Genomic DNA, 14,451 nt, shown 5'->3' on the forward strand with positions numbered 1-14,451 from the left:
GTATAACAGCTTAAGTTTAAACGTTGAAAATCAGGCGCGAAGTGTAATGCCCACTATCCAAAACTAATGCATTTAATCAGTTATTCTAACCAATCATCAACCTTTGATCACTAATCTTTAAACACTAAATAAAACTTTAGCAACAAATCCGTTCATGTTTCGATAATTTGCAAGATATAATTAGATTTGCGCATTCTACATAAAAAGATTGTTTGACAAATGAGTTCAATCGAAATAAATAAAGACACCTACTTAATGTGGTACGAGTCTATGCTTTTGATGCGCAAGTTCGAGGAAAAAGCAGGACAATTATACGGTCAGCAAAAAATAAGGGGCTTTTGCCACTTATACATTGGCCAGGAAGCCGTATTGGCCGGCGCTATGTCTGTGTTAAAGCAGGAAGATAGTATGATCACTGCTTATCGTGATCACGCCCATGCCATCGCCAAAGGCGTAACCTCAAAATCGATCATGGCCGAGCTTTATGGCAAGGCGACTGGTTGCTCAAAAGGTAAAGGCGGTTCCATGCACATGTTTAGCAAAGAGAAACACTTTTACGGTGGCCATGGTATAGTAGGCGGCCAGATCCCTTTGGGTGCTGGTATTGCCTTTGCAGAAAAATTTAAAGGTACCGAGTTTGTTAACGTTGCCTACATGGGCGATGGTGCTGTACGCCAGGGTGCATTGAACGAAACCTTTAACATGGCCGCGTTATGGAAATTGCCGGTAATATTTATTTGCGAGAACAATGGCTACGCTATGGGTACCTCGGTTGAGCGTACTACCATACAAACTGATATTTATAAACTGGGCTTGCCTTATGGTATCCCTTCATCAGCTGTTGACGGTATGGACCCGGTAGCGGTACACAACGCGATGGACGAGGCGGTACAACGCGCACGTAAAGGCGAAGGCCCTACCTTCCTTGAAATGCGTACTTACCGTTACAAAGGCCACTCGATGTCCGATCCGCAGAAGTACCGTACAAAAGAAGAGCTGGAAAGCTATAAAGCCAAAGACCCTATTGAAGCCATTAAATTAGCTATCGAAAAAAATAAGTATGCTGATGAGAAATGGTTTGAAGAGATCGAAGCTAAAATAAAAGCCGAGGTTGACGAAGCAGTTCAATTTGCAGAGGAATCACCATGGCCGGAAGCATCAGAATTATATACTGATGTTTATGTACAAAAAGATTACCCGTATATCAGGGACTAATTTTAGCCAATTATTGAATTAATGAATTGTTGATTTATTGAATTAAATCACGGAAACCAGGAAAACATCCCAAAGCATCATTATTCAATAATAGTTTAATTAATCAATAACTCAATAATTAGATAATTCAATAACTAATATAATGGCCGAAGTAGTTAAAATGCCAAAAATGAGCGATACCATGACTGATGGTGTAGTAGCGAAATGGCATAAAAAAGTTGGGGATAAAGTAAAATCAGGCGATGTGCTGGCCGAGATCGAGACAGACAAAGCCACCATGGATTTTGAATCGTACCAGGATGGTGTATTGCTATACATCGGCGTGGAAGAAGGAAAATCTGTACCTGTTGATGAAGTAATTGCTGTTTTAGGTAAAGAAGGCGAAGATTATAAAACTGCTTTAAGCGCTACAGCTGCGCCTGCAGCAGCCGAAGAAAAAGCGGCGGCACCTGTTGCTGATAAAGCACCTGCTGCAACGCCTGCTCCTGCTGCCAAAGTTGATACATCAAACATCCCTGCAACAGTGATCCGTATGCCGGCACTGAGCGATACCATGACCGAGGGTATCATTAACAAATGGAACTTTAAAGTTGGCGATAAAGTAAAATCAGACGACTCGTTAGCTGACGTAGAAACCGACAAAGCTACCATGGAAGTGGTAGGTTACGAAGCCGGTACACTATTATATATTGGCCCTAAAGAAGGCGAAGCCGCTCCTGTTAACGGAATTATTGCTATTGTAGGTAAAGAAGGAACTGATATTACCCCTTTATTGCAAGACGCCCCTGCCGCGACAGAAGCTAAACCTGCTGAAGCAGCAACATCTGCACCTGCCGCCGCAAGCGCTCCTGTCGAAGAGGAAGCAGAAGTGAGCCACAGTGATGGCCGCGTAAAGGCATCGCCGCTGGCACGTAAAATAGCCAAAGAAAAAGGAATAGATATCAATGCGGTTAAAGGCAGCGCCGAAGGTGGCCGTATTGTTAAAAAAGATATTGAAGACTTTAAGCCGGGCGAAGCAAAACCTGCTGCAGCTGCCGAAAGCGCTCCTGCATCAGCACCGTCTAAAGCGGCTGCCCCGGTAACTTTGCCAACCTTTATAGGCGAAGAGAAATTTACCGAGAAACCGGTTACCCAGATGCGCAAGGTTATTGCCAAGCGTTTATCTGAAAGCTTGTTTACCGCGCCGCATTTCTATGTTACCATGTCTATAGATATGGACCAGGCTATTGCTGCCCGTAACAAGATCAACGAGGTTGCCCCGGTTAAGATCTCATTTAATGATTTCGTATTAAAGGCTTGTGCTATCGCATTAAAACAACACCCTACCATTAACTCATCATGGCTTGGCGATAAGATCCGCACTAACGAGCATATTCATATTGGTGTTGCTGTTGCAGTTGACGAAGGCTTGCTGGTACCAGTTATCCGCTTTGCTGACGGTAAATCATTAAGCCATATCTCTGTAGAGGTTAAAGATTTTGCACAACGTGCAAAAGCCAAAAAACTGCAGCCTGCAGATTGGGAAGGTTCAACCTTCACCATATCAAACTTAGGTATGTTTGGTGTTGACGAATTTACCGCTATCATTAACCCGCCTGATGCATGTATCCTGGCCGTTAGCGGTATCCAGGCTGTGCCTGTAGTTAAAAACGGTGCGGTTGTGCCGGGCAATATCATGAAGGTAACCTTAAGCTGTGATCACCGCGTGGTTGACGGCGCATCAGGTGCAGCCTTCCTGCAAACCCTTAAATCATTATTAGAAGAGCCGGTAAGGCTGTTGATATAATTTGGATTTCGGATATCGAATTTTCATCCCGATAGCTATCGGGATCGAATTTAAAGAGCGATGGGTTTATACTTATCGCTTTTTTTGTTTCTGTTAGGCTATTTTGGGCAATAGTTCAAAATTCTTATCTTTGCAGTCTAAATATTTCAATACCACACACTATGTGATTCTGACAGATAGACTATAGCTTATTTCAAATCGAAAACAATTCCGCTATATTCATCCCCGCATTATAGAGTTAATTAAAGCTGCTGCATTTAAATGGCAGACCTGTTACAACAGCTTATTGCTTTTTGTAACTTGGCATTCTGATTGATAAATCAACATTAATGAAACAAAAATTTTATGATACTGCTGTGAAGCAGGAACGTGCTGTTTTGGTTGGCGTTATTACCGCTAACGAAACTGATGAACGCGCAAAAGAATATTTAGAAGAACTGCAATTTTTAGTAGATACCGCCGGTGCGAAAACCGAAAAGATCTTTACCCAAAAACTATCCAAACCTGACCGTGCTACGTTCGTTGGCTCAGGCCGCTTAGAGGATATTAAAGCTTATGTAAAAGAAGAAGAAATTGATATTGTTGTGTTTGACGATGAGCTTACGCCATCGCAACTGCGCAATATCGAAAATGAACTGCAGGTTAAGATATTGGACCGTAACAACCTGATCCTGGATATTTTTGCCAACCGTGCGCAAACAGCTCAGGCCAAAACCCAGGTTGAGCTGGCACAGCTGCAATATCTGTTGCCACGCCTTACCAGGCTTTGGACGCACTTAGAGCGCCAAAAAGGTGGTATCGGTATGCGTGGACCTGGTGAGAGCCAGATCGAAACCGACCGTCGTTTGATCCTGAATAAGATCTCCTTATTAAAAGAAAGACTCAAGCTGATAGATCGCCAGAACGAAACGCAGCGTAAAAACCGTACACAAATGGTTAGGGCAGCGCTGGTAGGTTATACCAACGTGGGTAAATCAACAATCATGAACATGATCTCTAAATCAGATGTATTTGCCGAGAATAAGCTGTTTGCCACGCTGGATACTACAGTGCGCAAAGTGGTATTGGAAAATGTGCCTTTCTTATTGTCAGACACTGTTGGGTTTATCCGTAAACTACCGCATGATCTGGTGGAGTGTTTTAAATCTACGCTGGACGAAGTACGTGAGGCAGACTTGCTGATCCATGTGGTGGACGTATCGCATCCAAGTTTTGAGGATCATATCCGTGCGGTTAATGACACTTTAAAAGATATCGGCGCAAGCGACAAGCAAACCATCACGGTATTTAATAAGATAGACGCGTTTAAGCCTATCCAAATGAACCCGGATGAGGAAGTTGAACCTGTTACGCTTGAAGATTTTAAGCATAGCTGGATGGCGAAAAACAATAGCCCTGCCATATTTATATCAGCCACTAAAAAAGAGAATATCGACGAATTTAGAAACCTGATCTATAAATATGTAATGGAACTGCATGTTGACAGGTACCCGTATGACAATTTATTGTATTAACCCCCCCCCAACCCCCTAAAGGGGGAGTAATTGGCTAATGTTAGGTTGTGAAGCAGCGTTTACATTGCTATATTCGTTTAAATTAAAATTAACATGATCAGATTTATTCAGGGCTTGCTATTGGCCGGTACGGCTGTAATGGTAGTTTCATGCAATCACAATAATACTATTGACGATAAAGACGGCTTATCCGCTTTCAATAAAGACAGCTTGGTCAATCATATCAAGGTTCTCTCATCTGATGAATATAAGGGTCGTCGCCCATTTACCGAAGGCGAGGTAAAAACGATAGCCTATCTGCAAAAAACATATAAAGACATGGGCTTACAACCCGGCAATGGCGATAGCTATTTGCAGGATGTGCCGATGGTCGAGATCTCGCCTAAGTCGGTATCTCCGCTTAAAGTACAGGCTGCAAAGGGGAGCTTCGAGCTTAAAAATATAGAGGATTTTGTACTATGGACAGAACGCACCGACACGGTACAAACTTTAAACAATGATGACTTGGTATTTGCCGGTTTTGGCGTTGTAGCACCCGAATATAACTGGAACGATTATGCCGGGCTTAATGTAAAAGGAAAGGTAGTAATGGTAATGGTAAATGATCCCGGCTTTGAAACCGGCGACACCACGATGTTTAAAGGTAAAACCATGACCTACTATGGCCGCTGGACCTATAAGTTTGAAGAGGCTGCCCGCCAGGGTGCAAAAGGTTGTATCATTGTTCATAATACTGCCGCGGCTTCATATCCGTTCCAGGTGGTGCAAACCTCAAACGGTGGTGTTAAACTGCATTTGGATAAGCGTGCAAACCATGCCTATCAATTGGCCTTACAAGGCTGGATGACGCATGAAAGTGCTGTTAAAATATTACATGCGGCCGGTAAAGACACCAGCGTACTACACACTGCCAATAATCGCGGTTTTAAAGGTTTTGATACCGGCGTTAAATTATCTGAAAAATTAACCGCTAAGGTTGTATTCAATAAATCGCACAACGTAATTGCCAAAATTACCGGCACAAAGCGCCCGGACGAATATATTATTTATACCGCCCATTGGGACCACCTCGGCGTAGGTAAACCCGATGCCAAAGGCGATACTATTTATAACGGCGCCCTCGACAATGCCAGTGGCACAGCCGCAATTTTAGAAATTGCCCGCGCATTTAAAAGCCTGAAAACTCCGCCCGAAAGGACCGTAGTTTTTCTTTCGGTAACCGCGGAAGAGCAGGGTTTGTTGGGATCTGAATATTATGGTGAGAACCCGGTATATCCATTAGATAAGACGGTAGCTAATATTAATATCGACGGTATAAACAATGTTGGTAAAACGCGGGATGTAACTATATCAGGCAGCGGGCAATCACAGCTGGAAGATTATTTAAAAGATCAGCTTAAAAAGGATGGCCGCTATTTAGCGCCCGAGGCTCACCCTGAAGCAGGGCATTATTTCCGGTCGGACCATTTTAGTTTCGCGAAGGTGGGCGTGCCATCAATTACTATCGGTGGCGGTATTGATAACGTTGAAAAAGGGAAGGAATACGGAAAGAGAATGGATGACCAATATACTGCCGTACGCTATCATCAACCGGCAGATCAGTATGATTCGACCTGGAACCTGGATGGCGGTTTAGAAGATATCCAATTGATCTTTAAAATAGGTAAGCGCCTGGCATTTGAAGGCACTTTCCCGCACTGGAATGACAATTCTGAGTTTAAGAAGTTGAGAAAGTAGGAGTTTTAAAAAAGGTCACTCTTGAGAGTGACCTTTTTTATGTACCGCTGTCTGTGTCCTCACAGACAGCTTGCTATGCAATTGCCGCCCGGCAGATGCTTCGTTCCTCAGCATGACAATCGGCTCTTTCAGGCATTCTTCAATAAATAATCCTTAAATCCTTCAAAATCTATCCCTAATTCAACCGATTGTTTATCTTTTGCCTGCAGGTCTTTCACTTGTGCGGGTACTTCAATATGGTCGGCAATTTTCTGCGGAAAAACGTCAGGGAATTTACAAGGGTGTGCAGTCGATAAAAAGATGCCGACTGTATCGTCAATGTGTATATCTTGCTGGTAATCTTTTAAAGCCTGCCAGGCAATAGCGGTATGCGGGCAAACCACATATTTGTAATGGTCGTAAACTGCGTTAATAGCGGCTAAAGTCTCGTCGTCATTAAAGCTGTAGCCGGTTATCAGTTTATTTAGCTGGCCTGCATCGTCTTTAAACAGATCAGCAATGCGTACCCAATTACTCGGGTTACCAACATCCATGGCGTTTGATAGGGTAGCTACCGATGGCTTAGGCTCATATACGCCATGCTTTAAAAACTGTGGTACGGTATCATTAGCATTAGTGGCTGCAATGAATTGACCTACGGGTAAACCCATCTTCCAGGCCAGTAGGCCCGCGCCGATGTTACCGAAATTACCGCTCGGAACAGAAAACACTACCTGGCTTTTGCCCTGTTTAAGCGCTTGTGCATAGGCATTAAAGTAATAAAAGGTCTGCGGGATCAATCGGGCTATATTGATAGAATTAGCTGACGTTAAACGGTATTTAGCGTTCAGTTCCGGGTCGGTAAAAGCCTGTTTAACCAATGCCTGGCAATCATCAAAAGTGCCATCGATCTCTAACGCGCGGATGTTTTGGCCGTTGGTGGTTAACTGCAACTCCTGTATATCGCTTACCTTTCCTTTTGGGTATAATATAGTAACACGGGTATTCGGTACACCCAAGAATCCCAATGCTACCGCGCCGCCCGTATCGCCTGATGTGGCTACCAATACATCCAGTTGCTTTTCTCCGGCCTCTAAAAAGTAGCTCATTATGCGGCTCATAAACCTTGCACCAAAATCTTTAAAAGCTAAAGACGGGCCATGAAAAAGCTCGAGTACGTAAACATCTTCCTCCAGCTTAACAATGGGCGCATAAAAGTTAATGGCATCTTTAATTATCGCTTTCAGGTCATCTGCCGGGATATCATCGCCTAAAAGATTCTGCGCGACATGAGATGCTATTTCGGGCAGGGTATAACTATCCAGGTTGTTGATGAACTTATCATCCAGGCGCGGGATCGTTACCGGCATGTACAAGCCTTTATCCTGCGGCATGCTGTTAAATACCGCCTCTTTAAAACTTACTCTTGATGATGTATTGTTGGTACTGTAGAATTTCATTTCTTTATTTCGGATTTCGAATGTTCGATTTCGAATTTATTTAATTATAGTAGTTACTCTTTTTGAGCGTTAGGTTGTCATCCTGAGGCACTCGAAGGGTGGGCTTAAAGGCCATCCCGCATACTTCGAGGACCTCAGGATGGCCCCTCCTTCTCATTCACTCATTCACAACTCACTCATTCACTAATTATACCACCCTTGGCCCTGCATCATTGATCGGTGACACATAACCGTTTGACCCTATTTTAATACCCGTTAAATGCTGCTGCAGTTTTTGAGTGATGGCATGTGCGGTTGCTTCATCGCGCGTAAACGCGAATACGGAAGGGCCTGAGCCTGAAATGCCGAAACTTACCGCGCCAAGCTCCATGGCCATATCGCGCATTTTGTAAAAATCGGGTATCAGCATAGAACGGACCGGCTCAACCAGTACATCCTGCATACTGCGGCCTATCAGGTCAATATCGTTCATAAACAAACCGCTTACCAAGCCGGCAATATTGCCCCATTGGGTAACGGCATCCTTCATATTTATTTTTGTGCGGATGATCTGTCGGGCTTCGCGGGTGGGCACGTCAACATCCGGGAAAACAATGGCGCAATACAGGTCTTTTGGATGTGGCAGTCGCACTACATCAAGCGGCTCATAACTACGGATCAGTACAAATCCGCCAAACAGGGCCGGAGCTACGTTGTCCGCATGGCCATGCCCGCAGGCCATCTCCTCGCCTTTCATGGCAAAAGGTAATTGATGTATCGGGTCGCTGGTATCGCCCAATAAAGTCTTGGCGGCAAACAAACCCGCAACCGTACTTGCCGAACTGGAGCCTAACCCGCTGCCAATCGGCATTTTTTTATGCAGCTCGATATCTAAACCAAGGTCGGTACGGCCTATGCTTTCCAAGTAATGCTTAACGCTTACACTTACAGTGTTTTTAGCTGGGTCCATTGGCAGGCGGCCATCATCGCCGGTAATTTTACTGATGGTAATGCCAGGTTTGTTGGTTACCCGCATCACTACCTCATCGCCGGGCGCGTTAACTGCGAAACCCAGTACGTCAAACCCGCATACTACGTTGGCAACGGTTGCAGGGGCAAACACTGAAACGGACGAACCAACGCCCCCCCCGCCCCCTAAAGGGGGTGCTAAATGTTGGGTGGGCTTTAAATCTTGTATATTATTTTCCATATAAATTTCAAACTATTGTTCCCCCTTTAGAGGGCGGAGGGGGCTTAGTTTGCCCCTACATTTATTAAATCAGCAAATACACCCGCGGCGGTAACCTCGGCGCCTGCGCCGGGGCCTTTAATAACCAGTGGGCGTTCTTTATAACGATCGGTAGTGAATGATATGATATTGTCGCTACCCGATAACATATAAAAAGGATGGCTTTCATCTACCATTTCTAATGTGATGGATGCCTTACCATTTTCAAGCTTACCAATGTATCTTAAAACTTTACCTTCAGATTCGGCTTTGTTTTTCAAGTTGGCAAAGTGCGCGTCTTCAGCTATTAAGCTCTTATAAAAATCATCTACGCTTGCTGCATCCAAACATGCCTGTGGCAACATACTTTCAATAGATACGTCTGACGTTTCTAAGGCATAACCTGCATCGCGGGCAAGGATCAGCATTTTACGCATAAAGTCTGTACCGCGTAAGTCGTCTCTCGGGTCGGGTTCGGTATAGCCTTTTTCCTGTGCCAGCTTTACAGTATCGTGGAAATTGGCATCGCCTTTAAAATTATTGAACAAGAAGGATATGGTGCCCGACAGGATAGCCTCAATTTTCTGCACCCTGTCGCCGCTGTTCATCAGGTCCTTTAATGTACGGATGATAGGCAGCCCTGCACCCACGTTGGTTTCGTAAAAGAAATCAACCCCGTGCTGGCGGGCGCTGTCCCTGAATGTTTTGTATTGCTGATAAGGTCCCGAATTGCCGATCTTATTACAGGTAACTATAGATATGGTCGACTTTAAAACCTGCTCATAAAAAGCTGTCGGCACCGGGCTGGCGGTATTATCAATAAATACGCAGTTAGGCAGGTTCATGCTTTTCATTTTAGCGATGAATGCCGGCAGGTCGGCCTGGTCAGGCGCCTGGTCGAGCGTTTCTTCCCAGTTGTCTAAGGAAATACCATCGGCATTGAAAGCCATTTTACGGGTATTGCTGATGCCCGCAATTTTAACCTGGATGCCATTGTTTTCCTGCAAAAACGCGGCATGCCCGTTTAATTGCCTGAACAAAGTTTTACCGATATTGCCGGTGCCCAAACAAAATGCGTGCAGGGTTTTGGTAAGCTGCACAAAAAAGGCATCGTGTACAGCGTTCAAGGCTTTTGCCAGATCGGTTGACGAAATGATAACCGAGATGTTATATTCTGACGACCCTTGTGCAATAGCCCTTACGTTAACACCGTTACGGCCTAACGAATGGAACAGTTTGCCGGATACGCCAGGAGTTTCCTTCATGTTCTCGCCCACCACGGCAAGGATGGCCAGATCTTTTTCTATTTCAACATGCTCCAATTTTTTGGCCAACAGTTCCAATTCAAACTCATGCTCTATTACCTGGCGGGCACGTTCGGTATCGCCGGGCTGTACGGCAAAGGTTATGCTATGTTCTGACGATGATTGTGTAATCAGTATCACGTTGATCTGCTCGCGGGCCAGTAAAGAGAACAGCCTACCGCTAAAGCCCGATTTACCCACCATGCCGCTGCCTTCAACATTTAATATGCTGATATTATTGATAGACGAAATGCCTTTGATAGCTAGGTTTGACGGTTTACAATCATGCTGAATGACCGTCCCCACAAATTCAGGCTCGAAAGTATTCTTGATAACGATAGGGATCTTCTTTAAAAACGCCGGGATCATAGTTGGCGGATAGATCACCTTGGCGCCAAAGTAAGATAGCTCCATGGCTTCTGTGTAAGTAAGCTCTGACAGGGAGAAGGCCTTTTTAACCATGCGCGGGTCGGCAGTCATCATGCCGTTAACATCGGTCCAGATCTGGATCTCTGACGCGTTAAGCGCCGCTCCGAATATGGCAGCGGTATAATCGCTGCCGCCACGACCCAAAGTAGTTATTTGCCCTGAATCATTACTGCCGATAAAACCGGTAACAAACAGGATCTGATCTTTATTTTCATGATAAAGACCACAGATCAATTGCTCGGTCAGTTCGGTATTAACCTTAGCCTGGCCAAATGTGCTATCGGTCTTTATAACTTCAGATGCGTCGACAAAAACTGACGGAAAATATTGAGCCGCTATTTTACTGATCATCAGGGTTGAGCAGCGTTCGCCGTAACTGATCACCAGGTCGCGGGTTTTTTGAGTAAGCTCACGCAGTGTTAAAATACCCTGTAACAATTCTTCCAGGTGATTGAAGTTGATCTTTAAGCGGGTAAGGGCAGGGTTTTGATCGCGGATCTCGAGCAGGGTCTTTACCGTGTCGAAGTGGCGTTTCTCCAATTCGGCCAGTTGAGCGGCAAAATCATTGCCTTTTGCGGCCTCTTCGGCCATCGCTATCAGCAGGTTAGTTACACCGCTCATGGCCGACAGCACCACTACAGGTTTATCAGCAGCGGATTGTTTTACTTCATCTTTTAAGATGTTTAACAGGGTTTTAATACTTTGAGCCGAACCTACGGATGTCCCGCCAAATTTTAGAATCTTCATTAGTAAGTATATTTAAAACAAAACGCCTTCCTCTTTGTGGAGGAAGGCGTTCATGTGGGTTTTCTTTATGTTTTTATACCATACGACTATCTTCCTCCGCGGCTTTTGCCGGTGGTTGTAATCGTTGTGGTGGTTGTGTTTATCAGTTTCATATAATGTCTGTAAAGTAAGTAGATATATTTTTAATAAGCAAGTACAAAATAAAAAAAATGATATTTGGCTAAAAGCGCTATACCCAAAACCTAATGTTGTACTACTGCAATGCCTACTCCCGTCGAAATTTTTGAGGATAGCTGGGTAAGCGTGTTATTTTTCCAATACACGGCGTATGTGTCCGAATAGCCTTTTGTGCCGGCTATATAGATGTTATTGTTATTTATAGTAAGCGCCGTCGCAGTAAATTGCTGCGTACCGTCGGTTATTTTATTAGCGATACCGTTTTTCCAGTATATGGCAAAGTAATCATAATAGCCTGTGGCGTATACATCAGATCCATTAATGGTTATGCTATTTGCTTCAGACGATAAGTTTTGATCGGTCATTAACGGAATACTCGCGCCATTTTTCCAATAAGTAGCCATTACCTGGTCGCCGGCCTTGTTTTGAATATTACCGGTAATATAAACGTCGGTGCCTGCTACGCCGATAGCAACATTACGCGGATAATACGGAACAGGGCTGCCGGGTAAATTTGACGCAACGGATACCGGTACTTTATTTTTCCAATAAGTAGCCGTTTGGAAACCGCCGGCCAAGCCAACATTGCCTGACAGGTATACGTCAGTCCCTGAAACTGCTATGCCGCTTATATAATTACATGATTGATCAGTAAATATCACCGGCGTTCCGTTTTTCCAATAAGCGGGATGATATAATGAGACATCGTAATTCATGCCGCCAATATAAATATCTTGCCCACTAATGGTAATGGCATTTGCCTCGGTACAATTGGGTAAGTGATTGGGTACCCCGTTTTTCCAGTAAGTGGCAACATTGTCAACCATGCCTACTATGTAAACATCAGTATCCTTAACGGCTATGGCATTGGTAAACGAATATAAGGTGCTATCCGCCAGTAAATGAACAACCCCATTTTTCCAATAAGCGGCAACAGTTACACTCTTGGTGGTAGTGATGGTGCCGGCTACATAGATATCTGTACCCGTTGGTGTAACTACGGGTGGCGTAACAACAGGTGGTGTAACTACCGGCGGGGTAGCGGTTGTATTTTGCTTGTTATCGGTTTTTTTGCAAGCTGTAAGGGCCGCAATAGCAATAATAAAAATCAGGGGCTTTTTAAAATGCATGGTACTCAAATGAAATTGTGATAATATACTACCGCAAATATCTGCTAACTATTTGGTTATAAGCTAAAATAAAAAATATTTACCGCTTGGGCATTAAACCTGTGCTCAGATAATATCTTCCGCATTCCTGTCAACTGTTGTCAAAACCACATGCAGGCTATTCCCGTAAATGCTGAAACACTATCGACACTAATGCACACCACTAAACTTCTTTGTCTTTTTATTTTCTGCGGATTTTTAACCAATGCTCAGGGGCAAAGTTTAGATACGGCAACCCTACATAAACGTACCATTAACCGTGACTTTAATGATATCTACACCCAGAATCTGAAACCGGCTACGTTTGGCAATGATTATGGCGGACCAAACAAAACCATGCTAACGTCCGACCTGATCGGCAATTTTGTATTGGTTAACTCACCCAAGCTGCCATTTTTTGTGGTGGCAACGCCCGAGATCAGCATCCGACTTTTTTCGGCCTATGGTTCGCCGGTAAAATCACCAAGTTATACGCCGGGGTTTGCCATATACTTCAGGGCTAACAATGACCAATATCACCCAAAATTCTTTTCAGTTGGCTATAACCACCACTCTAACGGCATTGAAGGCCCGACAGCTAACCCAAACGGAACTATTAATGTCGACAGCGGAAAATTCACTACTAACTTTTACACGTTTTTATACCATACCGGTACACGCACAGATAAAGAAAACCTGATCATCAACAGTTATATCACAGCGGGTACCGAGTTGCACGCGGCATTGATAGGGCTGGGTTATGCACATGCCTTACAGGGCAGATACGGTTGGGTGCGTGCAAAGGGCAGCTGGCTATATAGCCTGGCGAAAGGAAACAACGACCCGCTCGATCCGAATAAAAAGGTTTTTAACGACTGGATGCGTGTTCAGCTTGACCTGCAATACATTATGGACAAGTACAATAACTACAGCTTTGGCAATGTTAAAAAGCGCCTGAACGTAGGGCTTAAATATTATTACCAATTGCCTTTTATGCAAAACGTAGCCTTTACCGTTGGTGGTGGCTATCGCGGACAGGACGAGTACAATATTTATTTCCAGGACAGTTACGCTTACATGAATGTAGGCATAGCCGCAGGGCTATCCTTTGGTACGCGGAAAAAATAATCCGGTCGTTTTCTACGACTGGATATAATTTTTCAATTGCTCTATCGTATCTTCATGCGACAGGATTGTTTCTGTTACCACATCGCTCATGGAGATAATGCCCGATAATTTATTGTGGCTAAAAACCGGAAGATAGCGCAATTTGCTCTCCGTCATGATATGCATACAATGGTCTATCGTGTTATCCGGCAATAAAACCGGCAATGAAGTGCCCATAATTTCGCCAACGGTGGTATGGTCTGACGACCGGCCCTCTAAAATCACCTTACGTGCATAATCCCTTTCGGTAAGTATGCCGGCATATTCGCCATTTTTAGTAACAACTACAGATCCGATATTTTTATCGGCCATTAACCTTAGGGCATCCAAAACTAATGTATCGGCATCAATAGCAAAAACACTGCTGCCCTTACGGGCAAGGATATCTGAAACTTTACGCATAACATTTTGGGTTTAATAAACGGGTTATTCCAAATATAACGATATGAAAAACAAAAAAAGCCTCAATAACAGCCTTTTATATTAACATTTGTGAAATTCTTTTGTTTATATCGATATTTTTCGTGCGATCTGCGGCCTAAACCCTTACTAAGATGAGGCTATTTTATCCGGATAATTAA

The 14,451-nt window shown here is 44.0% G+C and carries 10 protein-coding genes; 5 read left to right on the forward strand and 5 right to left on the reverse strand.

The window, feature by feature from the left end; translation table 11 throughout:
- Positions 1 to 219 precede the first annotated feature (219 nt).
- From pdhA to FO440_RS05020, 4 genes are all read left to right on the forward strand, one after another.
- Entirely contained in the window at positions 220 to 1,215 is a 996-nt protein-coding gene (pdhA, locus tag FO440_RS05005) for a pyruvate dehydrogenase (acetyl-transferring) E1 component subunit alpha (protein WP_144247116.1), read from the forward strand.
- 142 nt (positions 1,216 to 1,357) lie between these two features.
- On the forward strand, positions 1,358 to 3,001 hold the full coding sequence (locus FO440_RS05010) for a dihydrolipoamide acetyltransferase family protein (protein ID WP_144247117.1): 1,644 nt from the start codon (positions 1,358 to 1,360) through the stop codon (positions 2,999 to 3,001).
- A gap of 329 nt (positions 3,002 to 3,330) precedes the next feature.
- A complete protein-coding gene (hflX, locus tag FO440_RS05015) occupies positions 3,331 to 4,515 on the forward strand; it encodes a GTPase HflX (protein ID WP_144247118.1) in 1,185 nt (394 codons plus the stop codon).
- A gap of 93 nt (positions 4,516 to 4,608) precedes the next feature.
- Positions 4,609 to 6,252 (forward strand): M28 family metallopeptidase, encoded by a 1,644-nt coding sequence (locus FO440_RS05020; RefSeq protein ID WP_144247119.1) that lies wholly within the window; start codon positions 4,609 to 4,611, stop codon positions 6,250 to 6,252.
- Positions 6,253 to 6,380: 128 nt separating this feature from the next.
- Here the strand turns inward: FO440_RS05020 and thrC are convergent, their stop codons facing one another.
- The 4 genes from thrC to FO440_RS05040 form a co-directional block, all read right to left on the reverse strand.
- Entirely contained in the window at positions 6,381 to 7,691 is a 1,311-nt protein-coding gene (thrC, locus tag FO440_RS05025) for a threonine synthase (RefSeq protein ID WP_144247120.1), read from the reverse strand.
- Positions 7,692 to 7,878: 187 nt separating this feature from the next.
- Positions 7,879 to 8,880: a homoserine kinase gene (locus tag FO440_RS05030; protein ID WP_144247121.1), complete on the reverse strand. Its 1,002-nt coding sequence runs from the start codon at positions 8,878 to 8,880 to the stop codon at positions 7,879 to 7,881.
- A 44-nt stretch (positions 8,881 to 8,924) separates the two neighbouring features.
- Positions 8,925 to 11,378: a bifunctional aspartate kinase/homoserine dehydrogenase I gene (thrA, locus tag FO440_RS05035; RefSeq protein WP_144247122.1), complete on the reverse strand. Its 2,454-nt coding sequence runs from the start codon at positions 11,376 to 11,378 to the stop codon at positions 8,925 to 8,927.
- 242 nt (positions 11,379 to 11,620) lie between these two features.
- Positions 11,621 to 12,685: a hypothetical protein gene (locus tag FO440_RS05040; protein ID WP_144247123.1), complete on the reverse strand. Its 1,065-nt coding sequence runs from the start codon at positions 12,683 to 12,685 to the stop codon at positions 11,621 to 11,623.
- A 192-nt stretch (positions 12,686 to 12,877) separates the two neighbouring features.
- Between FO440_RS05040 and FO440_RS05045 the strand changes: the two genes are divergently transcribed.
- The gene (locus tag FO440_RS05045; RefSeq protein ID WP_222103928.1) at positions 12,878 to 13,831 is read left to right on the forward strand and encodes a hypothetical protein; all 954 of its coding nucleotides are present in this window, start codon (positions 12,878 to 12,880) and stop codon (positions 13,829 to 13,831) included.
- A gap of 12 nt (positions 13,832 to 13,843) precedes the next feature.
- On the opposite strand, the gene FO440_RS05050 is transcribed toward FO440_RS05045, so the two are convergent.
- On the reverse strand, positions 13,844 to 14,272 hold the full coding sequence (locus FO440_RS05050) for a CBS domain-containing protein (RefSeq protein WP_144247125.1): 429 nt from the start codon (positions 14,270 to 14,272) through the stop codon (positions 13,844 to 13,846).
- Between the last annotated feature and the right edge of the window lie 179 nt (positions 14,273 to 14,451).

The organism is Mucilaginibacter corticis (assembly GCF_007558865.1).
Classification (GTDB): Bacteria; Bacteroidota; Bacteroidia; order Sphingobacteriales; family Sphingobacteriaceae; genus Mucilaginibacter; species Mucilaginibacter corticis.